Origin of the sequence: Burkholderia cepacia GG4 (genome assembly GCF_000292915.1) — a bacterium.
Classification (GTDB): domain Bacteria; phylum Pseudomonadota; class Gammaproteobacteria; order Burkholderiales; family Burkholderiaceae; genus Burkholderia; species Burkholderia cepacia_D.
Window position 1 is genome coordinate 1,406,350 of record NC_018514.1, and the last position, 24,702, is coordinate 1,431,051.

Genomic DNA, 24,702 nt, shown 5'->3' on the forward strand with positions numbered 1-24,702 from the left:
AGCGTGCCGGCAGCGTGCGCCGCCGGCACCGCGTGGTGGGCGAACCGCCGTCATTTCACCGAGATTTCGTCGAAGTTGAACGAACCGTCCGGCATCACGTACATGCCGTGCAGGCGCTTGCTGCGCGCATAGACGATCTTCTCCTGCACCAGGAAAATCCACGGCGCGTCGGCCCACACCTGCTTCTGCGCGTCGGCGTACAGCGCGGCTTTCTTCGTGTTGTCGGTCGTCTCGAGCGCCTTCGCGAGATCGTCGTCGACTGCCGCGCTCTTGTAGTACGCGGTGTTGTAGAGCTTCGGCGGCAGCGACGCCGACGCGAGCAGCGGCGTCAGCGCCCAGTTCGCCTCACCCGTCGATGCCGACCAGCCGCTGTAGTACATCCGCACCGGTGCCGTCGCCGGATCCGGCGCGCTCTCGACCTTCGCGACCCGCTCGCCGGCCTCGAGCGCCTGCACCTGCACCTTCACGCCGACCTGCGCGAGCTGCTGCTGGACGAACTGGATCAGCTTCTGCGCCGTCGAATGGTTGTACGCGGACCAGAGCGTCGATTCGAAGCCGTTCGGGTAACCGGCCTCCTTCAGCAACGCGCGCGCCTTCGCCGGATCGTACGGCCAAGGCCCGAGCTTCGTCGCGTACTCGACGCCGACCGGCGCGACGCCCGTCTGCGGAGTCGCATAGCCGGCGAACACGACCTTCGCGAGCGCTTCCTTGTTGACCGCGTAGTTCAGCGCTTCGCGCACCTTCGGATTGTCGAACGGCTTCTTCTGCGTGTTCAGCGAGATATAGCGCTGGATGATCGACGACCGCTCGATCAGCTCGACCTTCGGGTTGCTCTTCAGGTCGGCGGCCTGCTCGAACGGAATGGTGAAGGCGAAATCCGCCTCACCGGTCTTGAGCAGCGCGGCGCGCGTATTGTTGTCGACCACCGGCTTCCAGTCGATCGAATCGACCTTCGGATAGCCCTTCTTCCAGTAGCCGGCAAACTTCTTCACCTTCATGTCGTCGGTCTGCTTCCATTCGACGAACTCGAACGGGCCCGTGCCGACCGGATGCAGCGACACGTCGTGCCCCCACTTCTTCAGCGCGGCCGGCGAAATCATCACCGCCGACGGGTGTGCGAGCGTGTTGATGAACGCGGAGAACGGCTCGCGCAGCGTGAACTTCACCGTCATCGGATCGACCACCTCGGTCTTCTCGATCACGCGGAACAGCCCGTAACGCTTCAGCTTGTTCGCCGGGTCGGTCACGCGGTCGAAGTTCGCCTTCACGGCGGCGGCGTTGAAGTCGGTGCCGTCCTGGAACTTCACACCCTCGCGCAGCTTGACCGTATAGACCTTCGCGTCGGGCGACGCCTGGTAGCTCGTCGCGAGCACGTTGACGAGCTTCATGTCCTTGTCGAAGCCGAACAGCCCTTCGTAAAACGACTTGACGACGGCTTGCGACACCGTATCGTTCGCGTCGTACGGGTCCATCGTCGTGAAGGTCGAGTACACGGCGACCACGACGTTCTGCTGCGCGAACGCGGGCGCCGCGACCGACAGCGCGAGCGCGCCTGCCCCCGCAGCGAACAACGCGCGCGGACGGAACATCGGGAACGAATGCGGCTTGTTCATTTTGTCTGGCTCCTGTGGATGATTCGGTAACGCGTGGTGGAAATCGCGGCGCGACTGCATCCGCTCCGGGTAGTGACGCCGTTGCCTGGCGCGTGCGCAGCTGCAGTCCATATGCGCCTCGCCGCCCGGTCAATACGCGCCGCCGACGCGATGCGTCGCGACGTAGTGATCGGGGCCGACCGCGACGAGCGGCGCGACCGTCGGCTCGTCGCCGGCCGCGCGGATCGGGCTCGGGATCTCGTCCGCCGCGAGCTGGCGCGGCGCATGCCGGCGCGCGGGGTCGGCCACCGGCACCGCGCTCATCAGCTTCTTCGTGTACGGATGCTGCGGCGCCTCGAACACCGCGCGGCGCGGGCCGATCTCGACGATCTGGCCGAGATACATCACCGCGACGCGATGGCTGACGCGCTCGACGACGGCCATGTCGTGCGAGATGAACAGATACGCGACGCCGAGCTCGCGCTGCAGGTCGAGCATCAGGTTGACGATCTGCGCCTGCACCGACACGTCGAGCGCCGACACCGATTCATCGGCGATCACGACCTTCGGGTTCAGCGCGAGCGCGCGCGCGATGGCGATCCGCTGGCGCTGGCCGCCCGAGAATTCGTGCGGATAGCGGCGCGCGGCCTCCGGCGGCAGGCTGACCTTGTCGAGCAGCCAGTCGACCCGCGCCTGCGCTTCGCGGCCGCTCGCGACGCCGTGCACGAGCAGCGGCTCCATGATCGAGAAACCGACCGTCAGGCGCGGGTTCAGCGACGCGAAGGGATCCTGGAAGATGAACTGGATGTTCCGGCGCAGCGCCTGCAGGTCCGCGCCCTTCAGCGCGCTGATGTCGCGGCCGTCGAATTCGATCGACCCGCTCTGCGATTCGACGAGGCGCAGCAGCGAGCGGCCGGTCGTCGACTTGCCGCAGCCCGATTCGCCGACGAGTGCGAGCGTCTCGCCCGCGCGCAGCTCGAAGCTCACGCGCTCGACCGCATGCACGTATTGCGACACGCGGCCGAACACACCGCTCTTGACCGGAAACCGCGTGACCAGATCGCGCACGCGCAAAATCGGCGGCGCGGCGGGATCGACGGGCGGCTGCCTGTCGACTGCGGCTGCGGCCGCGTCGTTCGCGGCAGCCGCCGGCGCGGGCGCGGGCGCACTCGTGCCGTCTACCTTCAGCAGCGGGAATTTCTCTGGCGTATCGGTACCCTGCATCGACCCGAGTCGCGGCACGGCCGCGAGCAGCGCATGCGTGTAGGGATGCACAGGCGTCGCGAAAATGCGCTCGGACGCGCCCTCCTCGACCTTCTCGCCGCGATACATCACGAGCACGCGGTCGGCCACCTCGGCAACCACGCCCATGTCGTGCGTGATGAAGATCACGCCCATGTTCATTTCGTCCTGCAGGCCGCGGATCAGCTGCAGGATCTGCGCCTGGATCGTCACGTCGAGCGCGGTCGTCGGTTCGTCGGCGATCAGCAGCGCGGGCCGGCACGACAGCGCCATCGCGATCATCACGCGCTGCCGCATCCCGCCGGACAGCTGGTGCGGATAGCGCGCGAACACGCGGCGCGCCTCCGGGATGCGCACCAGATCGAGCAGCCGCAACGCTTCCGCGCGCGCTTCGGCCGCGTGCTTCGACTGGTGCAGCGCGATCGCCTCGCTGATCTGGTCGCCGACCGTAAACACCGGGTTCAGCGACGTCATCGGCTCCTGGAAGATCATCGCGATATCCGCGCCGCGGATGCCGCGCATCGTCGCCGCGCTCGCCTGCGCGAGGTCGACGAGCGCGCCGCCGCGGCGCCGCAAGGCGATCCGGCCGCTCGTGATCTCGCCGCCGCCGTGCTCGACGAGTCGCATCAGCGCGAGCGACGTGACCGACTTGCCGGAGCCCGACTCGCCGACGATCGCGAGCGTTTCGCCGCGATCGACGTGAAACGACACGTTGCGCACCGCGTCGAACGTCGCGTGTTCTCGCCGGAACATCACCGACAGGTCATCAACGGCGACGACGCGCTGTTCCGGCAGCACCAGCGCGGACGGGTTTCGGCTCGAAGTCATGCGAAGCTCTCCTCGTGCGATCCGGAATCAGGCCGCATCGTCGCGGTAGATGCCGACCACGGGCGTCTCGCCGACGCGCGCGTAGCCGCGATACATCCCTTCCGTGTTGAACGGCATCGCGACGTTGCCGTGCGCGTCGACCGCGATGATTCCGCCGCGGCCGGCGAGGCGCGGCAGCTTGTTCATCACGACGTCGTGCGCGGCGTCGGCGAGCGACACGCCGCGATACGCGATCTGCGCGGCCACGTCATGCGCGCTCGCGAGCCGGATGAACATCTCGCCGGTGCCCGTCGCGGAAACCGCGCACGTCGCGTCGTCCGCGTAGCAGCCGGCACCGATGATCGGCGAATCGCCGACGCGCCCGGGCTGCTTGTTCGTGATGCCGCCGGTCGACGTCGCCGCCGCGACATGGCCATTGAGGTCGCACGCAACCGCGCCGACCGTGCCGTGCTTGCGATCGGGATCGAGCGGCTCGGCCGGCTGCCCGGCGCCGAACGCGAAGGTCGCGGCATCGTGATCCAGCATCATGCCGGCCGCCGCGCGCGCCTTGAGCCACTGCGCATGGCGCGCCTCGGTGTCGAAGTAGCCGGGCTCGGCGAGTTCGAGCCCCTGCGCGGCCGCGAACGCGTCGGCGCCCGCGCCGGCGAACAGCACGTGCTCGCTCGCCTCCATCACGCGCCGCGCGGCGAGGACCGGATTGCGCACCCGCGTCGCGCAGCAGATCGCGCCCGCCGCGAGCGTCGTGCCGTCCATCACCGCCGCGTCGAGTTCGTGCCTGCCTTCGGCCGTATAGACGGCGCCGCGCCCGGCGTTGAACAGCGGACAGTCCTCCAGCATCCGCACTGCGACGGTGACGGCGTCGAGCGCGCTGCCGCCGTCGGCGAGCACCTGCTGCGCGGCCTGCAGGATCGCGGTCAGCTCGGCGCGGTACTGGCGTTCGGTGTCGGTATCCATCGCATTGCGCAGGATCGTGCCTGCACCGCCATGTATCGCGACGATCGCGGGTGAAGTCATGATTTTTTCGGCCCGGGGGAAGAAGGGTTGGCGGCCGGCAGCGCCGCTTGCGGCTGGATCGGCTGGATCAGCCACGGCAACAGGAATTCGGTCATTTCGGCGGCGGACTTCGCGGACCGGTGCGTGCGCAGCGCGACCGCGTCGATCAGCGCCTCGATCATCGTCAGCACGGCCGCTTCCGACGTGGCCGCGAAACGTCGTTCAGCCTTCACGTACAGCTTCAGCGACGCGATCGGCGCGAGCGGCGAATCGGGCCCGTCGGTGATGCCGAGCACGCGCGCGCCACGCGCCGCCGCACGGCGGGCGAGCTCGATCGTGTCCGTCACGTAGCGCGGAAACGCGAGCGCGATCACGAGATCGCGCGCATCGGCCGTATACAAGCGCCGCGCCGCGTGCGAAGGACCGCCGAGCAGCGCGAGCGACTGCACGTTGTCGTGACATACCGACAATCCATGCTCCATCAGCCCGGTGAGAAACGCGCTCGACCCGGCGCCGAGGATCAGCACGCGCCGCGCGCCGACGATCGCCTCGACGGCCGCCTCGACGTCGGCCGCATCCAGCAGCGCGCGCGTGTTCTCGATGTTCGTGACGGCCTGGTCGAACACCGCGTCGATCCACGCGGCGCCGCGCACGCCCTGTTCCTGCTCCTGCTCCAGCTCCTGCGCGGAACGCAGCCGCTCGACCGGGCCGAGCGTCGCCTCGAAGCCGCGCACGAGCGCCGCGCGCATCGCCGGATAGCCGTCGAAGCCGAGCGCCTTCGCGAAGCGGTTCGCGGTCGCGATCGATGCGTTCACCGCCTGCGCAAGCTCGTCGATCCGCATCGTCGCCGCGCGAAACGGGTTCGCCAGCACGAACTCGCCCATCCGGCGGTGGATCGGCGTCATCCGCGGCATCGCCGAGGCGATGCGCTCCGCGATCGCGGATTCGTCCTGACTGGCATCGTGCGACACGAGTGGCGTCATGCGAATGGTTTTGCAAGGTAGATGAAAATCAATTTACACAATCTACCGGCAGGAAAAAAATAAATTTTCATCAGGGTTGTCACGCCCCCTGCCGGGCCCACCTGATGCAGTCGATCGTGCGACGGCCGCTCAGCCCCGTCGAGCGGGCGTTCGACATGCAGTCGTCGTACGTCGCGTTAGCCATCGCGTGCACGCGCCGATCGGGAAAACCCCGATCCGACACGTTGATCCCCGCATGATCCTGCGTGCACCCCGGACACCGCGGTACACTCGGCGCACGCCGTATCAGGGTCCGGCGCACGACATACGCGGCCGGGCAGCGCCTCGCTTCGTTGCACGCACGACTGGATGCCAGCCATGCCGGAATCCTGGCTTCTGCTCCGAATGACATTCAAGCCGCGAATCGTTCTGCCAGCATTCGGCGCCATTGGCGTCGCGTTCGTGTTTGGTACGCTGTTCTCCACGGGCCGGCGATCGAGCGCTCCGTATTTCAACTGGTCCTACATGCTTGCAGTCACAACATTGATCGTGTTTGTCCTGCTGATCGCGGCAGACTGCTTCAACAACAGCAGATCTACCGGGTCGCGAGCCGGAACACGCGACAGAGTCCAAATGAAACGCTACGTCGTCCTCACCCCGTCACGCCAGCGCGTGACGCTCGACGGAGCCGCACGATGAGCGGCCTCCTGCACGATCGCACCGGCGACCTCTTCGCACTCGCCACGCTCGCGGTGCTTTACCTTGGCGGCGTCAGTCTCGCGCTGTGGCGGATTCGCACTGCCGCGGCGCGCGGCAAGCTCTACTGGATCGTCTGCATCGCGCTGCTGGCCGGCGGCGCCATCGTGATAACCGCCAACCTGGCGCCCGTGCCGAACAGCGGCGAGATGCCGCGGGGTTTCGCGCTCGGCGTCGAGGCGGTGCTGCTCGGGCTCGTGCTCGTTGCGGCCGGCTGCGCGTGGCTGATGTTGCGCGCCAGGCGCCGCTGATAGTGGCCCGCTGCACCGCCCCGCTTCATCGCACGCGACCGGCAACACGCGTGACGACGATCGGGCAGCCGCCCTTCTCCCGAAGCGTCATGCAGCCGGCGCACGCGCGGTGACGAGCCAGCACGCCGCATCGAAACGCACGTCCGTGCCCTGCACGTAGCGCTCGAACGCGGCGCGAACCGTATCGATCACGCGCAGACGCGTCGCGTCGTCGGCCTGCCGAAGCGCGAGCCCGACCGGCCCCAGGCGCGTGATGTAGTCGTCCAGTGCGGGCGCCGGCAACGCACACGCCCGGTCGATCGGCTCGATCTCGATGTCGGCCCAGCCGCTGTCCGACAACACCGACACGATCCGCTGCCGGTCGCCGAACGCGAATTGCCCGGGCGCACCCGGCTGCCGTGCCGGCAGGTTCGGCAGCAATGGCTCCGCGGCACGCTCGGCCGTCGTCATGAACGGATTGTCGGCCGCGCCGCGCCACGCGACGAATCGCAGTTGCGCGTTCGCGCGCGCCGCATGCCGCAGGTTCGCGAAAGCGCGAACCGGCTCGTCGAAGAACATCACGCCGAAACGCGAAACGATCAGGTCGAAACGCCCGGGCGCGAATGCATGAGTCTGCGCATCGGCACGCACGAAACCGGCCCCAAGGCCGCCGCGTTCGGCGCGCGCCTGCGCGGCGGCGATCATCCGCGCCGAGATATCGACACCCGTGCAGCGCGCGTGCTCGCCGAGCCGCCGTGCGATCGCGAGCGTCACCGCGCCGGTGCCGCAGCCGACGTCGAGCACGCTGCGTGCGGACGCCGCCACCGCCGCCTCCGCGAGCAAGGTCTCGAACGGTTCGAACATCCGGTCGAGCGGCGTCTGCGCATCGACCCATGCAAGCCCCGACGGGCCATTCCACAACGCGGACTGCGCTTCGTTTGCCAGCTTGCCTTCCATTGCCGATGCCCCTTTTGTCTGCCTCGTTGACCGTGATCCGGACTATGCTGCTTCAAGCCGGCTTGAGGTCAAGGCCGCGACCGCGGCACGCCCCACGCGCCGGCAGCCTGCCGCACCCCGCTTTTCATATTTCTTACATTCGTGCTGCGTATCGTTGACGGCTTTCCTACGGTGCCTCCCATGCGACGATTCCTCCTGCGCGCGCGGTTCGTGCGCTGCGCTCCGCTTGTTGCCCTCGCGGCACTCTCCGCCTGTTCGAATCACATCGATTCGCCCGCCGATCCGGCCAGCGCCGCGATCAACGTCCAGGCCGCGTGGGTCGAGATCGGCGATGCGAACCAGGCGATCGCGCGCGTGATCACGAACTACACCCCCGCGTCCGCGAGCGATCCACTGTGTCCGCAACTGTCCGTCGACGGCAAGCTGTCGCGCATGACGCTGCGAGCCGGCGCTGCAACCATCGCGCAGCGGCCGACCGCCAGCGACCCGGCCGACTCGAAGCCGTCGAGCTTCCCGGTATCGGTCTGCGAAGCGACGCTGCCGGCCGATGCGCAGATGGCGAGCGTCGCCGGTCGCGCACTGCCGTTGCCGAAAGCGCAACCGCAGCGCATCGCGATCATCGCCGACACCGGCTGCCGGATGAAGAAGGCCGACAACGCATGGCAGGCGTGCAACGACGCGACGGTCTGGCCGTTCGACACGATCGCGGCAAGCGTCGCGAAGCTGTCGCCGGACCTGGTGCTGCACGTCGGCGACTATCACTACCGCGAGAACGCGTGCCCGCCCGACATCGCCGGCTGCAAGGACAGCCCGTGGGGCTACGGCTGGGATACGTGGCAGGCCGACCTGTTCCGCCCGGCCGCACCGCTGTTCGCGAAGGCGCCTTGGGTGGTCGTGCGCGGCAACCACGAGGAATGCGCGCGGGCCGGCCAGGGCTGGTACCGCTTCCTCGATACACGCCCGTATTCGGCGGCCCGTTCGTGCGACGATCCGGCCAACGACAACGACGCGAACTACGCGGATCCCTATGCGGTGTCGCTCGGCGGTGGCACGCAGGTGATCGTGTTCGACACCGCGAAGGTCGGTCGCAATCCGCTGAAGACGACCGACGCGCAATTCCGCATCTACCAGAAGCAGTTTCAGACGGTCGCATTGCTCGCATCGAAGGCCGGCATGTCGACGACGATCTTCACGAACCACCATCCGATCCTCGCGTTCGCGCCGATCGCCGGCAGCACGCCCGCGCCGGGCAACCTCGCGCTGCAATCGGTGATGTCGAGCCTGAACGCGCAGGCGTACTACCCGCCCGGCATCCACGTCGCGCTGCACGGGCACGTGCACGACTTCCAGGCGATCAACTTCTCGTCAGGACATCCGGCGACAATCGTGTCCGGCAACGGCGGCGACAACCTCGACGTCGCGCTGCCCGATCCGTTCCCGGCCAACCTGACGCCCGCCCCGGGCGCCGTGATCGAGCGCCTGTCGCACAACAACAGCTTCGGGTTCCTGATCATGGAGCGGCGCGCGGCGCCGGCGACGGGCTGGGTGTTCCATGCGTATTCGGCGGCGGGCAAGCTGCTCGCGTCGTGTAACCAGTCGGGCACGACGCTCGCATGCGACAAGACGGGGTTCATCGCGCCGTGAGCGACGAAGTTCGATTGAATGACGGTTTGACGCGCTTGCCGGGTTCGACCGGCCGCCGGCGACGGATGGCCGGATCGCGGAGGCGGCCGGTTTCGGTGGCGGCGGCTGCCGCGAGCCTGGTTTCCGCTTCGGGTTCGGTGGCCGGCTGCGGCCGGACGGTACGCGCCCTTGCCGCGGCCATGCTGGCCGGCGCGGCGCTCACCGCTCACGCGGCGCCGTCCGCCACGACTCTACTCCCCGGCGCGCCGCCGTCGCGCGTCGTCGACACGATCGGCAACGGCACGCCGCAGGTGACCGGCAAGGTCGACGCGGCGACCGCCCGCTTCGCGCCCGACCCGACGCTCGTCGCGCTCGGCCGCCGGATCTTCTTCGATCCCCGGCTGTCCGAGCCGCGCGGGATGTCGTGCGCGGGCTGCCACGATCCGGGGCGCGCGTTCGCGCCGACGCTGTCGGCGGCCTCGCTCGCCGGGCCCGGTGTGCCGGAAGGCAGCCGCCCCGGGCGCTTCAGCCAGCGCAACGCGCCGTCGCTGCTCTATGTGCGCTACGTGCCGCGCCGCCACTTCTACCAGGACGACGACGCGCCCGCGCCGTCGCCGTTCGGCGGACTCTTCAGCGACGGCCGCGCGGATACGCTCGCCGAGCAGATCCGCGGGCCGCTGTTCGATCCGAACGAGATGAACAACCGGTCGCCGGCCGCGCTGCTGCGCAAGGTCGACGCGACCGAACTCGCACCCGATCTCGCCGCGCGCTTCGGCGCGGCGGTGCGGCGCGATCCCGAGCAACTGGTGCGCGCGCTGGGCTCGGCCGTCGAGGCCTATCTGCAGAGCGACGAAATGGCGCCGTTCACGTCGCGCTTCGATGCGTTCCTGCGCACGCGCAAGCCGCTCGCGCCGGCCGAGATGCGCGGTCTTGCGCTGTTCCGGAATCCCGACAAGGGCAACTGCATGAGCTGCCATACGCTGGCGGAGACGTCGAGCCGGCCGGAGCGCTCGCTCTTCACCGATTTCGGCTACGACGCGATCGCGGTGCCGCGCAACCGTGCGCTGCCCGCGAACCGCGATCCGCGCCATTTCGACAACGGCCTGTGCGACACCGCGACGCGGCTGCGCTGGCCCGAACCGACGCAATGGTGCGGCTACCTGCGCACGCCGGGGCTGCGCAACGTCGCGGTCAAGCAGACGTTCATGCACAACGGCGTGTTCACGACGCTGCGCGACGCAGTCGCGTTCTACAACACGCGCTCGACCGACCCGGGCTACTGGTATCACGGCGCCAAAACGTTCGACGACGTGCCGGCCGCCTATCGCGGCAACATCAACGTCAATTCGACGCCGATGAACCGCCGGCCGGGCACGCCGCCCGCGCTGACCGACGCGGAAATCGACGACATCGTCGCGTTCCTCGGCACGCTGACCGACGCGCGCTACGCGCATCTCGCCGCCCCCGCGGTGCCCGCCGCCCGGATCACCCGGACCGCCGCGCCGGCGCGCTGACCCTGGCCGAACGGCCAGGCGCATGCGCGCCCGCTTGCGGCCGCCTCACATACTGGTTATATTTACAGTACTGTATTTATGAACAGTGAGGTGCGCGATGGAACATCTGGTCCGTATCGTCAACGACACCGATCGCCAAGTGCTGGCATGGCTGCGTGCGCAGGTCGGCGACGCCCGCATCGAGCGCGCGGCACGCCAGCTCGGGCATACGCGGAAGCCCTTTCCGTCGGCGGTATGCCGGTACCTGGGCATGAGCGCGCCGGCCACGCTGCGCCAGGCGGCACGGCCGCGTGTCGCACGCGACTTCTCGGTCGGCGATCGCTACCTGTCGCTGATCCGTCAGCACCTCGCCACGCACACGGTCGGCCGATGAAATCGCCGAAATCGTATCGTCGGCGCATCGTGGCACGGCGGCCGGCCAACGTGAAGGCAACTTGCCGGACCGGTCGGCCCGTGCCCCCGTCACGACAGCCGGGCCCGGCAGGAATCGCGCCACCCTGGCTGACAGCCCGCCCGCTTACGCTGCGGCTGCCGCGTCGCGTATCAACTGGCCGAGCGTTTCGATCGCCGCCTCGTGCGTCGTGTCGAACACCCGCGTGCAGGCAAGCCGGATATACGCGTCGAAGCGATCGGAATTCGAGAAGATCGAGCCGGGCGCGATCCTTACCCCGCGCGCCAGCGCCGCATCGAACAGCGCTTCGGAGCGCACGCCGTCCGGCAGCGCGATCCACAGCAGCATGCCGCCCGGCGGCCGGTTCATCCGTGTACCGGCCGGAAAGTGGCGCGCGATCGCGTCGATCGTTACATCGCGCTGCACGCGAAGCTGCTCGCGAAACCGGTGCAGGTGGCGATCGAACGCACCCGAGCCGACGAATTCGGCCGCGACGGCCTGCAGCAACGCGGCGTTGTGGCGGCTGTGCGCGAACTTGAGCATCTTCACGCGCGCATGCCAACGGCCTGCGCTCATCCAGCCGAGCCGCATCCCGGGCGCCAGCACCTTGTTGAACGACGGGCAGTAGATCACCGTGCCGTCGCGGTCCCATGCCTTCACGGGCTTCACCGCGTGCGGCGCTTCGACGAGCTCGCGATACGGCTCGTCCTCGATCACGGCGACCCCGTGGCGCGAGCACAGCGCGACCAGCGCGGCCTTGCGTTCGTCGGGCATCACGCTGCCGAGCGGGTTCTGCAGGTTCGGCACGACGACCACGGCGCGAATGTCAGGGTACGCGGTCAGCGCCACGTCGAGCGCCTCGATCGACAGCCCCGTCGTCGGGCTCGCCGGAATCTCGAGCGCGCGCAGGCCGAGGCTTTCGAGCAGCTGGATCAAGCCGAAAAAAGCCGGCGATTCGATCGCGATCGTGTCGCCGGGGCGCGCCACCGCACGCAGCGCGAGATTCACGGCATCGACGCCGCCGCTCGTCGACACCACGTCGTCCGGCGACACGGTCACGCCGTAAGACAGCGCGCGCTTGGCCATCGTCTGCCGGAATTCGGGCGAACCGCCGACCGGCCCCGCGTCGGTCAGCAGCGTCGGCTTGCGCCGCAGCAGCCGGATCGCCAGCGCCTGCAGGCGCTCGGACGGATACAGCGTCGCCAGCGCGGACGCGCCGCCAAGATTCAGCGCCTCGGGCGTCGCGTTCGCGCGATCGATCACGCGCGACACGCGTTCGTGCAGGCCCGCGAACGGCGGCTCGACGCTCAGCGGCGGCCCGTCGCTTTCCGGCAGCGTGCCAAGCGCGGCCGCTGCGCGCCGCCGCACGAAATAGCCCGAGCGCGGCTTTGCTTCGCACCAGCCGGTATCCTCGAGCCGCCGGAACGCCTGGATCGCAGTCGACAGGCTCACGCCGTGCCGCGCCATGAACGCGCGCACCGACGGCATCCGGTCGCCGGGTGCCAGCGTGCCGGCCGCGATGATGCGGCGGTAATGCTCGGCGAGCCGTTCGTAAAGCGGCTCGCCGGCCATCGGCAAAAGCGGGCGGGACGGGTCGGTGATGGGCGTCATGCGGGCCATCGTGCCCGCGCGCCTGGGTGCACGCCAGATACAGATTCGGGGGAAACCCACCGATACAGCGGTGCGACATCCGCGCCTGCACCGCAACAGATTCCCGGCCCCTGAATCTGTCGTGCCCGCACGCGTTTCCCTAACCTGATTGCACGCCGTCGCCTCGCCGTCGCGGGCCGTGCAACCGGGAAAGGAACTCGCCATGCGGACGCAAGACATCCGGCTCGATGCCGGGCAAAGCCACTTTGCGTGGTTCGACAAGGGCAGCCAGATCATCGTGCTGGACGGCGCGCTCGCAGTCACGTTGCGTCACGGCGGGCTCGACTGGCTGCCTGATGCGCCGCAATTCATTCGCCGCGTGCTCGATGAAGGCGAATGCCAGACGATCGAGATGCCCGGTCACGTGGTGTTGTCTGCCAGCTGCGGGGGGGCGGTCAGCACGACCGTTGTGGAACCTGCGGGCCGCTCAGGCCGGTTCGCAGGATGGCACGCGATCCTGCGCCGGTTGTCCGCGCAGATATTCGGCGAGCGGCAGGTGCGCGAGCAACGCTGACGTGGCCGCTCGCCGCGTCTCCGGTATCGCGACGGGTTCACCCTATTGCCGATCGGTGCATTCGGCACGGCCCGGTCACCGTGTTCGCCTTCCACCGATCCGGACGCCGCGGCCATCCCGCTTCGCCGCATACGGCGCATCGCCGGCTATCGGGCGCGTCGCGAACGCTCGATCCACTCGAACAACGCCATCCCGACCAGCATCGCCACGACGAACGCGATGCCCTTGAGCGACCCGAATCCGATCGACACGATCGCCGGCCCCGGGCAGAACCCGGCAAGCCCCCAGCCGACGCCGAACACGGCGCTCCCGACAACGAGGCGCACGGTGATCGTCCGCGCGGCCGGCCACTGCATCGGCAGACCGAGCCACGACCGCGTCCGGCGCTTCGCCCATGCGAATGCCAACACCGCGACGCCGATCGCGCCGGCCATCACGAACGAGAGCGACGGATCCCAACGGCCTGCCAGGTCGAGAAAACCGAGCACCTTCTGCGGGTTGGCCATCCCCGACACGATGAGTCCGACGCCGAACAGCAGCCCGGCCAGAAACGCGAATCCTGCCTGCATGTCAGCCTCCCAGCACGTGCCGCCGCACGAATACGGTCGCGAAGCCCGCGACCATGAAAACCGCCGTCGCGACGATCGACCGCGATGCGCCGCGCGACAGCCCGCACACCCCGTGGCCGCTCGTGCATCCGCCCGCATACCGCGTGCCGATCCCGACCAGCAGCCCGGCCGCCAGCAATTCGCCCCAGCCTGCATCGACCTGCGGCATCACGCCGCCACCGGCGATACGCATCATCAGCGGCGCGGCGATCAACCCGGCGACGAATGCGGCACGCCAGTCGCGCTCCGCGGCACCAGCGGTCAACAGGCCGCCGACGATGCCGCTGATCCCGGCGATCCGTCCGTTGAACGCAACGAGCCACGCGGCGGAGAGCCCGATCAGCACGCCACCCGCGAGCGACAGCCACGGCGTGAAATGAAGCGCATCAAGCTGCATCGCGCGTCCCCTTCGCGGCCGGGCCGCAGAACTGTTCATACAGCACGCCCATCACCGCGATCGCGGCCGGGCTGTCGAGCGAATAGTGGATGTTCTTGCCGTCGCGGCGCGTGCGGACCAGCGCGTGGTCCCGTAACACGCCGAGCTGTTGCGACAGCGTCGGCTGGCGGATATCCAGCCGCGTCTCGAGATCGCTGACGCAGCGTTCACCCTGCGACAGTTCGCACAGCAGCAACAGCCGGTCGGGATTGGACAGCACCTTGAGCAGCGCGCACGCCGATTCGGCGGCTGCGCGCATCTGGTCGGGCTCGGGCAGCCCGGCGGAAGAATCGGGGTTCATGAGGGCGACGGCAGACGATTAACGAATCGATATTATATCAATTTATATAATATCGATTCGAACTTTCGGCTGGTGCCATCAGAAGGCGCCATCGGCGCCCCCATCCCTGCCTCCGCTATGCCTGCTCGCCGGCAATCGCATCGGCTGCCGCCGTCCGCTTCGCAGCGGCCCGCACCACGCCGAGCACCAGCACCGCGATCCCCGCGATCCCGCACGGCACCGCGACGAACGCAAACGCGGTCGGCAACGGCAGCCCCATCGAGAGCATCGCCCCGCCCGCCATCGAGCCGACGACCGATCCGCCGCGACCGATCCCGTTCGCCCAGCTCACGCCCGTGGTCCGGCATTCGGTCGGGTAGAACGCGGCCGACAGCGCATTCGCGCCGACCTGCGAGCCCGACACGCAGAAACCGGCCGCGAACACCGCCAGCGCCGCGCTGTCCGGCGACGCGGCCAGCACGCCGATCGCCGCGACGAACACGCCCGCCGCCGCATAGCTGCAGGCGAGCACGCGATGCGGATCGAAACGGTCCATCAGCCAGCCGAGCACGATCGCGCCGAGCGTGCCGCCGACCTGGAACATCGCGGTCACACGCGCGGCCGTCTGCAGCGTCGCGCCGGTCGTGCGCAACAGCGTCGGCAGCCAGCTCGACAGCAGGTAGATGACGAGCAGGCTCATGAAGAAAGTGAGCCACAGCAGCAGCGTGCCGCGCAGCAGGTCGGCGCCGAACAGGCGGCCGAGCGGCGACCCGGCCGGCTTGCCGCGCGGCGCGATGAACGACGCGTGTGTGAGATGCGGGTCCGGTGCGATCCGCGCAAGCATCGCCGCGATCCGCTCGCGCGCCGCGCCGGTGTTGACGAGGTAGCGCACCGATTCCGGCAGCCGCCATGTCAGCACGGGCAGGAGCAGCAGCGGCGCGGCCCCGCCGACGACGAGCACCGCGCGCCAGCCGTCGTGCTCGATCAGCGACGCGGCCGCGAGCCCGCCGAGCGCGGAGCCGATCGTGAAGCCGCAAAACATCGTCGTCACGAGCAGCGAGCGGCGCCGCGCGGGGCAGTACTCCGACGTCAGCGTGATCGCGTTCGGCATCGCGCCGCCGAGCCCGAGGCCCGTCACGAAGCGCCACGCGATCAGCTCGGTCAGGCCGCCCGCGCTCGCCGACGCGGCGCTGGCGATGCCGAAGCACGCGACACAGGCGAGCAGCAGGCGCTTGCGGCCGAACCGGTCGCCGAACGGCCCGAACACGAGTGCGCCGGCCATCAGCCCGGCGAGCCCCGCGCCGAATACCGGCGCGAGCTGCGCGGGCGACAGGCCCCATTCCGCGCGAATGACGGGCGCGATGAAGCCGATCGATGCCGTGTCGAAACCGTCGATCGCGACGATCAGGAAGCACAGCACGACAATCGCGGCCTGAAACGGCGCAACGCGATGCCGGTCGATCCATTCGCTGACGTCGATGGAAAGCTTGTCGGTCATGATGGTGTCTCCTCCATGAAGGCGGTCGCGCGTGATGTCGTTGGAATGCGCGCCGCCGGATTCGGGCTGAAGCGCGTCAGGCGACGGTCTTCAGGCAATCCTCCGCGCGCCAGCCGTGCAGCCACTCGAGCGCGTCGTAGAACTGCGCCTGCGTGCGGCCGACCCACAGCGCATTGCGCACCTGACGCTCGACGCCCTTCGCGTGATAGATGCGCCCCATTTCGCGCGCCGAATAGAGCACGCGCGCGGTGCGCGGAATCCGCACGCGCTCGTACAGCGCGAACGCAGCCTCGAAGTTGCCATCGGTCTGCGCGACCGCCGCGCCGAGCGTCACCGCGTCCTCGAGAGCCTGGCACGCGCCCTGCGCGATGTATTGCGTCATCGGATGCGCGGCGTCGCCCAGCACCGTCGCGCGGCCCGTGCTCCAGCGCTCGACCGGGTCACGGTCGGCGGTGGCCCAGCGCTTCCACGACGTCGGCCGGTCGAGCATCTGCTTCGGCAGCGGATGGATGCCGTCGAAGTACGACAGCACTTCCTCCTTGCTGCCGTCGCGCACGCCCCACGTTTCCTGCTCGCGGCTATGGAACGTGACGACGAGGTTGTATTGCCGTCCGCCGCGCAGCGGGTAATGGACGAGATGGCAATGCGGGCCGGCCCAGACGACCGGCGCATTGATCTGCAGATCCTTCGGCATGTTGTCGACGTCGACGACCGCGCGGTACACGACATGCCCCGTCACGCGATGCGCATCGCCGATCAGCGCCTGCCGGATCGCGGACTTCACGCCATCGCAGCCGATCACCGCGTCGGCGCGATAGCGCTCGCCATGCTGGTCGATCACGGTCACGCCGTTGTCGTCCTGCTCGAACCCGCACACCTGCGTGCTGGTCCGAAACTCGATCAGCGGATGACCCTTGACCGCTTCGTAGATCGACAGATGAATGTCCGCGCGATGGATCACCGCGTACGGGTTGCCGAAGCGTTCGCGATACGCAGCGCCCGTATCGATGCACGCGACTTCCCGCGCATCGACCGCGTCCATCAGTTGCAACCGGTCGGTGAACACCGCCCGGCCGCGCGCGGCCTCGCCGACGCCCAGCGCGTCGAGTGCGTTGAACGCGTTCGCGGCGAGCTGGATGCCCGCGCCGATCTCGCCGATTTGCGCGGCCTGCTCGAGCAGCTTCACGCGAATGCCCTGACGCGCGAGCGCCAGCGCCGTCGCCAGCCCGCCGATGCCGCCGCCGATCACGAGTACGCGTCGGCCGGTGTTGTTGGTCTCGTCCATGTCTGTCTCCTGCTTCGTGTTACGCGACGTAGTCCGGTTGCCGCTGCGGCTGCGCCGCGTCGAATGCCGGCTCGCGCCGAGCATGTTCATAAATCGCCAGGCTGCGCGGATACGCGCTCAGGTCGCAATCCATCCGCAGCGCGTTCGCGACCTGCGGCACGAGGCACACGTCGGCGAGCGTCGGCGCATCGCCGAAGCACCACGGACCGGTGTCCGCACGCGCGAGCAGCCGCTCGACGCCGGCCATCCCTTCCGCGACCCAGTGCCGGTACCACGCGCTCTTCTGCTGCGGCGTGACCTGCAGTTCGCTGTCGAGGTAGCGCAGCACGCGCAGGTTGTTGATCGGGTGGATGTCGCATGCGATCAGCGTCGCAAGTTCCAGCACGCGCGCGCGGTGCCGCGGTTCGAGCGGAATCAGCCGCGGCTCCGGATGAATCTGGTCGAGGTAGTCGATGATCGCGAGCGACTGGCCGAGACGGAAATCGCCGTCGACCAGCGCCGGCACCGACGCCGACGGATTCACCTGTGCGACGTAGCCGGCCTCGCGGTGCTCGCCCGTGCGGATGTTCACGGGCAGCGTGTCGTACGGCAGTCCTTTCAGCGCGAGCGCGATGCGCACCCGATAGGATGTCGAACTGTTGAAAAAGCTATGCAGTTGCACGATGTGACCTTTCGAGGAAATCGACGAACGCGCGTCAGACCACGCGCACGGCCAGTTCGCCGAGACGCTCGACGCCGACCTTCATCACGTCGCCCTTGACCACCGCGCCGACGCCCTCGGGGGTGCCGGTGAAGATCACGTCACCCGGTTCGAGGCGGAAGAACTTCGACAGGTCGGCGACCGTTTCCGCGACCGACCAGATCAGGTGCGACACGTCGCTCTTCTGCTTCGTCGCGTTGTTGACGGTCAGCCACAGGCCGGCCTGCTCGAAATGGCCGACTTCGCTTGCCGGATGCACGGGCCCGATCGGTGCCGAACGGTCGAATGCCTTGCCGATTTCCCACGGCCGGCCCATTTCGCGCATCTTCATCTGCAGGTCGCGGCGCGTCATGTCGAGGCCGACCGCATAGCCCCACACGTGCTCGAGCGCGCGCTCGAGCGGGATGTCCGCGCCGCCCTTGCCGATCACCGCGACGAGCTCGGCTTCGTAGTGGTAGTTCTGCGTCTGCGTCGGGTACTCGAGATCGAGCGTTTCGCCGTATGCGACCGGCACGATCGAATCGGCCGGCTTGCAGAAGAAGAACGGCGGTTCGCGATCGGGATCGAAGCCCATTTCGCGCGCATGGGCCGCGTAGTTGCGGCCGACGCAGTACACGCGGCGGACCGCGAAGCGGGCGTCGCTACCGGCGACGGAAAGCGCCACCGGCGCTTCGGGCGGGAAAACGTAAGTCATGAACGGCTCCAGCGTAGGCATGAAAGAAGGAACGCGCGCCGCAGCGACGGCGCACCGGACGAATCGGGGAAAGCGGGGAAACCGGCGGCGTCAGTCGCGCGCTTCGCGCAGCAGGTTCAGCGCGGACAGCACGGGCCGGTCGGAATAACTGAACAGCACGGCGTCGGACGAGGCCGACAGCCGTACCGGCGCCCACGACGGCGCGACGAAGATGTCGTGCGGCTCGAACGCGAACGTGTCGGCGCCGATGTGCGCGGTGCCGCTGCCTTCGACGACGCAATAGATCGTCGCGTCGGTGCTGCGATACGTGCGGCCATCGAAGCCCGCCGGCAGGAACTGCATGAAGGTGGCAATGGTCGGCATCGGCCAGCCGCCCGTCGTGGGATTCACGTAGCGCAGCTTCACGCCGTCCCATGCGTCGAGCTCGCCGTTGCGGTACAGCGCGTCGAGCGCCTCGCGAGTGCGCGCGTACGGATAGCTGAACACCGGCGACGTCGGGTCGCTCACGCGATGCCGCACCGGCACCATGTTGTGACCGAAGCGCGCGAAGCTGTCGCCTTCCACGCGACTGACGGGCTGCTCGGCTTCCGGATAGTTCTCCGCGAAGCCCGCATCGAGATTCGCGACCAGTGGAATGTCGAGCCCATCGAGCCACACGACCGGCTCGCCGCCGTCTTCCACCGACGGGTTGCCGTGGTCGTGCCACGCCCACGACGGCGTGATGATGAAGTCACCCGGATGCATCGTCGTGCGCTCGCCGTTCACCGCGGTCCACGCGCCCTTGCCTTCGACGATGAAGCGCAGTGCCGACTGCGTATGCCGATGGCTCGGCGCGATCTCACCCGGCAGGATCAGTTGCAGGCCCGCGTACAGGCTCGGCGTCATGCTCGACTTGCCGGGCAGCCCCGGGTTCTCGAGCACCAGCACGCGACGCACGGCCTCTTCCGCGCTGATCACGCTGCCGGCCTGCATGACCAGGTCGCGCACCTGCGCGTATTTCCAGATCGCGGCCTGCGCGGCCGGCTGGGGGGTTTTCGGCACGAGGTTGTGCAGCGATTCCCACAGCGGCGCGAGGCGCTGTTCAGCGATGCGTGCGTAGTAGGCGGCGCGCGACGTATCCGGGTGTCGGCTGGTCATGATGTCTCCTTGGGGCGGCCGATCGCGTTCGGCGCTGTGTCAGGTCGGGGACCGGGTGCTTCAGTCCGTTAACGAATTTATATTCGACGCAGGCATACCCGGTAAAATGGCGAAATCATCTAATCCATATGATTTCGGATATACCATCCGATACGGAGCATGCGATGGACTGGACCCACCGGCTGCGATTGCGGCACCTGCAAGTGCTGCTGAGCCTTGCCAGCACGGGCAACCTGAGCCAGTCGGCGGCGGCGCTCGCGACCACGCAGCCCGCGCTGTCGAAATGGCTGAAGGAACTGGAGGAGGATGTCGGGCTGCCGCTGTTCGAGCGGCACGCGCGCGGCCTGCGGCCGACGCCCTACGGCGATGCGCTGATCGAACACGCGCGCCGCGTGGAGGCGCAGCTCGACGTCGCGCGCGACGACATGGCCGCCCTGCGCGAAGGCGGCAGCGGCCTCGTGACGATCGGCACGTCGGGCGTCGCGGCCGCCGATACGGTGCCGCTCGCGGTGTCGCAGCTGCTGAAGCAGATGCCGCGCGCGCAGGTGCGGCTCGCCGAAAGCACGATGAACCAGCTGATGCCGCAGCTCGCGCGCGGCGAGTTGGACATCGTGGTCGGCCGCTCGGGGTCCGCGTCCGTCGATCCGCACCTGCACGCCGAGGCGCTGTATGTCGATCCGGTGGTGTTCGTCGCGCGGCCCGATCACCCGCTCGTCGGCACGGCATCCCTCGGCTGGGACGCGGTGCTCGCGTACTCGTGGATCGTCTGGCCGTCCGGCACGCCGGTGCACACCGCGCTACAGGTCGCGCTGACGGCCGCCGGCCGCGTGCAGCCGCCGCACTGCGTCGAATCGAATTCGTCGATCCTGAACCTCACGCTGCTGAACAACACCGACCTGCTCGGCGTCGCGTCGCATCGTGCCGCGCGGCGCTTCGAGCAATTGAACGCGATCCGCATCCTGCCGATGCAGGTCGAGGGCCAGGGCGCGGTGTCGATGTACTGGCATCCGGACAGCGCGAATCGCGCGGCCGTGGCCGCCGCGATCGAGTGTCTGCGAGCCTGTGCGGCGCCGCAGGTGGGCGGATGGGAGAAAGTGAAGGTGGAGTGAGCGCCGAAGCGGCCCGGCGCGAACCGGGCCGGGCCGCTTCGGCGCGGCGCGTCAGGCGCCGTCGCAGGGCGCCGTGTCGTCCAGCATCAGCGTGCCGACCCGCGCGGGCACCAGCGGCGTGCGCGGCACCGGCGGCGTCCAGCCGAACAGCGCCTGCGCGGCCGCGCCGCACACACGGCCCTGGCACGCGCCCATCCCGCAGCGCGTCTGCAGTTTTGCGGCCGTCCAGCCCGGCACCGGCGCGACCGCGTCTGCGACCGCGTCGAAACGCACGTCCTCGCAACGGCACAGCAGCGTATCGGGCCGCGCGAGCCGGCGAATCGGCTCGCGGATCGCGAAGCGCTCACGCACCGCATCCGCGAATGCCTGCCAGTGCGCGCGCAGCGCGACCAGCGCGGCCAGCGGCGCCGTCTGTCCGGTGGCCGCGTAGCCAGCGATTTCGCCTTCGATCATCGCCAGTTCGCTGCCGCCGACACCGGTGCACTCGCCCGCCGCGAAATACCCGTCGCGGCTCGTGCGCTGGTGCGCGTCGACCGCCACCGCGCCGTTCTCGATCCGGCAGCCGAGATGGCTCGGCAGCACGGTGTTCGGCACGAGGCCGAAGCCGCACGCGAGCCGGTCGCAGTCGACCTCGAACTCGCGCTCGCCCTGCCGGATCCGCACGCGTTCGAGCCGCTTGTCGCCGAACGCCTCGACCACATGCGCATCGGGCCGGTAGGCAGTCGTGACGAGCTTCGCGGCCTGCGCGAGCTTCGACGGCCAGCGCCACAGCCCCGCGCCGAAGCCGGCGACATCGCGCCACGCCGCCTGTTCGAGCACGTGCGACACCTGCGCGCCGGCCTGGCGGGCCGTCGCCGCGCTCGCGAGCAGCAGCGGACCGCTGCCGGCGATCACCGTGCGCTGCCCACGCACGTCGAGGCCGTACTTGATCAGCGCCTGCAGGCCGCCCGCGCCGGTGACGCCCGGCAGCGTCCAGCCCGGGAACGGCAATAGCAGCTCGCGGGCGCCGCAGCACACGATCAGCGTGCGAAATTCCAGCAGGAACCCGCGCTCGTCATCCTCGAGCAGCAGCGTGCCCGGCTGTGTTTCCGCGACGATGCGCGTGGCCGCGAGATGCGTGACGTTCGGCTGACGCAGCACGGCCAGGCGTTCCGCGGCGGCCGGCACCGGCGTCGCGGCCGCCGGCTGGCGCCAGATCTGCCCGCCCGCACGCGGGTTGTCGTCGACGATCGCGATCGTTGCGCCGCTTCGTGCGGCGGCCCGTGCAGCCGACAGCCCGGCCGGGCCCGCGCCGACGATCGCGACGTCGACGCTCAGTCGTTCCTGTTTCATCGCGTGCGCTCCACCCGCATCCCGTCGCGGCACAGCGTCTGGCATGCCAGACGACGGCGGCCGTCGATCGTCATCCTGCACTCCTGGCAGATGCCCATACCGCAAAACGGCGCGCGCGCCGCACCCGTGCACGACACGCGCGTCGTGTCGTCGCCGCTCGCCGCGACGGCGGCCGCGACGGTTGCACCGTCGGCCACCGTCAGCGCGCGGCCGTCCAGATGAATGATCATGTCAGCCTCCGCCGGGCCGCCCCAAGGGGGCTGACCGCCCCCGCGGGGGGCAGCGAACAAAGTGAGCGTGGGGGTCGTTTCATGTCAGCGCTCCGGCTACGGGGGACGTCGTCAGGAAACGTCCCGGCAAATACGGTTCGATGTCGATGGGCGGCCGTTCGCCGGTCATCAGCGCGGCAACGAGCCGCGCGCTGCCCGGCGCAGTCGTCACGCCGAGCCCTTCGTGCCCGACCGCGAGCCATACGCCCGGCCGCGCCGGGTGTTCGCCGAGCAGCGGCAGGCCGTCGGGGCTCGCGGAACGGAATCCCGTCCACGAACGAATCCCGTTCAGCTCGGCCAAATCGGGCAGATAGGCGACCGCGCGGCGCAGCATGCGCGCGAGCACCGGCGGCTCGATGCGCGCGTCCTCGGTGTCGAACTGGCGCGACGAGCCGATCAGCAACTGGCCCGTGGGCCGCGGTTGCACGTTGAACGCGACCGACGTGCCGTCGCTCGCATGCGCGCTCGCCGCATAGCCGAGCTCGACGAGCTGGTGCGACACCTGGCCCGGATAACGGTCGGTGATCAGCAAATGGCCCTTCTTCGGGCGCAGCGGCAGTTCGGGCAACAGCGTGCGCGCGGCGATGCCGTTCGCGACGACGACGCGTTCCGCGCGCAGCGTGTCGCCGCTCGCGAGCGTCACGCTCGGGCCGTCGACCGCCACCGCGCGATCGCGCCGCAACGTAATGCCCGGCGCGCGCTGCAACAGCCAGCTCGCGGCGACGGGCGCATAGAGAATCGAATCGCCGGGAATCTTCAGCGCGCCGCCGAGACCGGCGCGCAGCATCGGTTCCAGCTGCGCGAGCGTTGTCGCGTCGATCAGCTCGCCCGCGACGCCGTGCGCGGCAAGCGTCGCCTGCTTGGTGCGCGCGAGGTCCATCTCGTGGGCATCCGCCGCGAGCCACAGCGTGCCGCAGTTGCGGTACGCGCAGCCTTCCGGCATCTCGCCGGAGAGCGCGCGCCACAGCTCGATCGAGTAATGGCTCAACGCGAGCTCCGCCGCGTTGTCGTCCATCGCGACGAGGTGCCCCATGCCGGCGCCGGTCGCGCCGCCGCTCGCGTCGTCGACGACGAGCACGCGCAGCCCGCGCTGCGCGAGTTCATGCGCACATGCCGCGCCGACGATGCCGGCGCCGATCACGACGACGTCGGTCCTGGTCTCGCTCACGACACGATGCCCCAGCCGAACGGATCGTCTTCCTCGATCAACAGCGTCGCTTCCGCGCTCAGGTGCGCGCTGCCGCGGATCGTCGGCACGATGCCGCCGTCGACTTGCGCATAGCTCGCCTGGAACACGCTGCCGATCACACTGGCCTGCCGCCACACGACACCCGGCTCGAGCTTGCCGTCGGCCGCGAGGCACGCGAGCTTCGCGCTCGTGCCGGTGCCGCACGGCGAACGGTCGTAGGCATGCCCCGGGCACAGCACGAAGCTGCGGCTGTCGTGTTCGGGATCGTCCGCGAACAGTTCGATATGGTCGATCTCGCCGCCGTTCGCGCCGGTGATGCCCGCGCGTTCGAGCCCTTCGCGCACCGCGGATGAATAGGCGGTCAGCGCCGCGACGTTGTCGCCGGCCACGCGCTGGCCGTGGTCGCTGATCAGGAAAAACCAGTTGCCGCCCCACGCGATGTCGCCCTTCACCGGGCCGTAACCCGGCACGTCGACGGCGACGGCCTGCGCATGGCGATATGCGAGCACGTTGCGCACGCTGACCGACAGGTCGTCATGCAGCGTCGCCTCGACGGTGCCGACCGGCGTTTCGATCAGGTGCACGCCCGGCTCGATGCGGCCCATGTGATGCAGCGTGCGCACGAGGCCGATCGTGCCGTGCCCGCACATCCCGAGATAACCGCTGTTGTTGAAGAAGATCACGCCCGCCGCGGCTTCCGGCGACACCGGCTCGCACAGCAGCGCGCCGACCAGCACGTCGCTGCCGCGCGGCTCGAGAATGCACGCGGTGCGGTAGCGATCGTGCTCGCGTGCGAGCACGTCACGGCGCTCGGCCATCGTGCCGTTGCCGAGCGAGGGGAAACCGGACACGACGAGCCGCGTGGGTTCGCCGCCCGTGTGCGAATCGATGATCTGGATGCGCTTCATCATGA

The 24,702-nt window shown here is 69.1% G+C and carries 25 protein-coding genes; 7 read left to right on the top strand and 18 right to left on the bottom strand.

Going from position 1 to position 24,702, the window contains the following annotated elements:
* Positions 1–50: 50 nt before the first annotated feature.
* From gsiB to GEM_RS22050, 4 genes are all read right to left on the bottom strand, one after another.
* Positions 51–1,613, bottom strand: coding sequence for a glutathione ABC transporter substrate-binding protein GsiB (gsiB, locus tag GEM_RS22035; protein ID WP_014899610.1), 1,563 nt, complete (start codon positions 1,611–1,613; stop codon positions 51–53).
* 129 nt (positions 1,614–1,742) lie between these two features.
* Positions 1,743–3,662, bottom strand: a complete 1,920-nt coding sequence (locus GEM_RS22040) for a dipeptide ABC transporter ATP-binding protein (RefSeq protein WP_014899611.1) — start codon at positions 3,660–3,662, stop codon at positions 1,743–1,745.
* Between the two features lie 27 nt (positions 3,663–3,689).
* On the bottom strand, positions 3,690–4,676 hold the full coding sequence (locus GEM_RS22045) for an isoaspartyl peptidase/L-asparaginase family protein (RefSeq protein WP_014899612.1): 987 nt from the start codon (positions 4,674–4,676) through the stop codon (positions 3,690–3,692).
* The gene (locus GEM_RS22050; protein ID WP_014899613.1) at positions 4,673–5,638 is read right to left on the bottom strand and encodes a MurR/RpiR family transcriptional regulator; all 966 of its coding nucleotides are present in this window, start codon (positions 5,636–5,638) and stop codon (positions 4,673–4,675) included. Before GEM_RS22050 ends, GEM_RS22045 begins: the two co-directional genes overlap by 4 nt.
* Before the next feature lie 357 nt (positions 5,639–5,995).
* On the opposite strand from GEM_RS22050, the gene GEM_RS22055 reads away from it, so the two are divergent.
* Both GEM_RS22055 and GEM_RS22060 read left to right on the top strand, forming a co-directional pair.
* Positions 5,996–6,316, top strand: a complete 321-nt coding sequence (locus GEM_RS22055) for a hypothetical protein (protein ID WP_014899614.1) — start codon at positions 5,996–5,998, stop codon at positions 6,314–6,316.
* Complete coding sequence (locus GEM_RS22060) at positions 6,313–6,624, top strand: hypothetical protein (protein WP_014899615.1); 312 nt, start codon at positions 6,313–6,315, stop codon at positions 6,622–6,624. Before GEM_RS22055 ends, GEM_RS22060 begins: the two co-directional genes overlap by 4 nt.
* An 87-nt stretch (positions 6,625–6,711) precedes the next feature.
* Here GEM_RS22060 and GEM_RS22065 read toward each other — a convergent pair whose 3' ends face one another.
* Positions 6,712–7,560 (bottom strand): class I SAM-dependent methyltransferase, encoded by an 849-nt coding sequence (locus tag GEM_RS22065; RefSeq protein WP_014899616.1) that lies wholly within the window; start codon positions 7,558–7,560, stop codon positions 6,712–6,714.
* 180 nt (positions 7,561–7,740) lie between these two features.
* Between GEM_RS22065 and GEM_RS22070 the strand changes: the two genes are divergently transcribed.
* The 3 genes from GEM_RS22070 to GEM_RS22080 all read left to right on the top strand — a co-directional run bounded on the left by GEM_RS22070 (position 7,741) and on the right by GEM_RS22080 (position 11,070).
* Entirely contained in the window at positions 7,741–9,204 is a 1,464-nt protein-coding gene (locus tag GEM_RS22070) for a metallophosphoesterase family protein (RefSeq protein ID WP_014899617.1), read from the top strand.
* A 179-nt stretch (positions 9,205–9,383) separates the two neighbouring features.
* Positions 9,384–10,697, top strand: a complete 1,314-nt coding sequence (locus GEM_RS22075) for a cytochrome-c peroxidase (RefSeq protein ID WP_014899618.1) — start codon at positions 9,384–9,386, stop codon at positions 10,695–10,697.
* Positions 10,698–10,794: 97 nt separating this feature from the next.
* A complete protein-coding gene (locus tag GEM_RS22080) occupies positions 10,795–11,070 on the top strand; it encodes a hypothetical protein (RefSeq protein ID WP_014899619.1) in 276 nt (91 codons plus the stop codon).
* A gap of 144 nt (positions 11,071–11,214) precedes the next feature.
* Here GEM_RS22080 and GEM_RS22085 read toward each other — a convergent pair whose 3' ends face one another.
* The gene (locus tag GEM_RS22085) at positions 11,215–12,699 is read right to left on the bottom strand and encodes a PLP-dependent aminotransferase family protein (RefSeq protein ID WP_187293276.1); all 1,485 of its coding nucleotides are present in this window, start codon (positions 12,697–12,699) and stop codon (positions 11,215–11,217) included.
* A 202-nt stretch (positions 12,700–12,901) separates the two neighbouring features.
* On the opposite strand from GEM_RS22085, the gene GEM_RS22090 reads away from it, so the two are divergent.
* The gene (locus GEM_RS22090; protein WP_014899621.1) at positions 12,902–13,252 is read left to right on the top strand and encodes a hypothetical protein; all 351 of its coding nucleotides are present in this window, start codon (positions 12,902–12,904) and stop codon (positions 13,250–13,252) included.
* A gap of 146 nt (positions 13,253–13,398) precedes the next feature.
* Here GEM_RS22090 and GEM_RS22095 read toward each other — a convergent pair whose 3' ends face one another.
* The 8 genes from GEM_RS22095 to gtdA all read right to left on the bottom strand — a co-directional run bounded on the left by GEM_RS22095 (position 13,399) and on the right by gtdA (position 19,890).
* Positions 13,399–13,821: a DUF6691 family protein gene (locus tag GEM_RS22095; RefSeq protein WP_014899622.1), complete on the bottom strand. Its 423-nt coding sequence runs from the start codon at positions 13,819–13,821 to the stop codon at positions 13,399–13,401.
* 1 nt (position 13,822) lies between these two features.
* A complete protein-coding gene (locus GEM_RS22100; protein WP_014899623.1) occupies positions 13,823–14,257 on the bottom strand; it encodes a YeeE/YedE family protein in 435 nt (144 codons plus the stop codon).
* Positions 14,247–14,597: an ArsR/SmtB family transcription factor gene (locus GEM_RS22105; protein ID WP_014899624.1), complete on the bottom strand. Its 351-nt coding sequence runs from the start codon at positions 14,595–14,597 to the stop codon at positions 14,247–14,249. The genes GEM_RS22100 and GEM_RS22105 overlap by 11 nt, the downstream gene beginning before the upstream one ends.
* A gap of 115 nt (positions 14,598–14,712) precedes the next feature.
* Positions 14,713–16,074: an MFS transporter gene (locus GEM_RS22110; RefSeq protein WP_014899625.1), complete on the bottom strand. Its 1,362-nt coding sequence runs from the start codon at positions 16,072–16,074 to the stop codon at positions 14,713–14,715.
* Positions 16,075–16,150: 76 nt separating this feature from the next.
* Positions 16,151–17,359 (bottom strand): 3-hydroxybenzoate 6-monooxygenase, encoded by a 1,209-nt coding sequence (locus GEM_RS22115; protein ID WP_014899626.1) that lies wholly within the window; start codon positions 17,357–17,359, stop codon positions 16,151–16,153.
* A 19-nt stretch (positions 17,360–17,378) separates the two neighbouring features.
* On the bottom strand, positions 17,379–18,020 hold the full coding sequence (gene maiA / locus GEM_RS22120) for a maleylacetoacetate isomerase (RefSeq protein ID WP_014899627.1): 642 nt from the start codon (positions 18,018–18,020) through the stop codon (positions 17,379–17,381).
* Positions 18,021–18,054: 34 nt separating this feature from the next.
* Complete coding sequence (locus GEM_RS22125; protein ID WP_014899628.1) at positions 18,055–18,753, bottom strand: fumarylacetoacetate hydrolase family protein; 699 nt, start codon at positions 18,751–18,753, stop codon at positions 18,055–18,057.
* Between the two features lie 90 nt (positions 18,754–18,843).
* A complete protein-coding gene (gtdA, locus tag GEM_RS22130) occupies positions 18,844–19,890 on the bottom strand; it encodes a gentisate 1,2-dioxygenase (protein ID WP_014899629.1) in 1,047 nt (348 codons plus the stop codon).
* Between the two features lie 164 nt (positions 19,891–20,054).
* On the opposite strand from gtdA, the gene GEM_RS22135 reads away from it, so the two are divergent.
* Positions 20,055–20,999 (top strand): LysR family transcriptional regulator, encoded by a 945-nt coding sequence (locus GEM_RS22135; RefSeq protein WP_014899630.1) that lies wholly within the window; start codon positions 20,055–20,057, stop codon positions 20,997–20,999.
* A 51-nt stretch (positions 21,000–21,050) separates the two neighbouring features.
* On the opposite strand, the gene GEM_RS22140 is transcribed toward GEM_RS22135, so the two are convergent.
* From GEM_RS22140 to GEM_RS22155, 4 genes are all read right to left on the bottom strand, one after another.
* The gene (locus tag GEM_RS22140; RefSeq protein ID WP_014899631.1) at positions 21,051–22,331 is read right to left on the bottom strand and encodes an NAD(P)/FAD-dependent oxidoreductase; all 1,281 of its coding nucleotides are present in this window, start codon (positions 22,329–22,331) and stop codon (positions 21,051–21,053) included.
* Entirely contained in the window at positions 22,328–22,561 is a 234-nt protein-coding gene (locus tag GEM_RS22145) for a 2Fe-2S iron-sulfur cluster-binding protein (RefSeq protein WP_011658575.1), read from the bottom strand. The genes GEM_RS22140 and GEM_RS22145 overlap by 4 nt, the downstream gene beginning before the upstream one ends.
* A gap of 79 nt (positions 22,562–22,640) precedes the next feature.
* The gene (locus GEM_RS22150) at positions 22,641–23,768 is read right to left on the bottom strand and encodes an NAD(P)/FAD-dependent oxidoreductase (protein ID WP_014899632.1); all 1,128 of its coding nucleotides are present in this window, start codon (positions 23,766–23,768) and stop codon (positions 22,641–22,643) included.
* Positions 23,765–24,697 (bottom strand): 4-hydroxyproline epimerase, encoded by a 933-nt coding sequence (locus GEM_RS22155; protein ID WP_085963800.1) that lies wholly within the window; start codon positions 24,695–24,697, stop codon positions 23,765–23,767. Before GEM_RS22155 ends, GEM_RS22150 begins: the two co-directional genes overlap by 4 nt.
* Positions 24,698–24,702 lie beyond the last annotated feature (5 nt).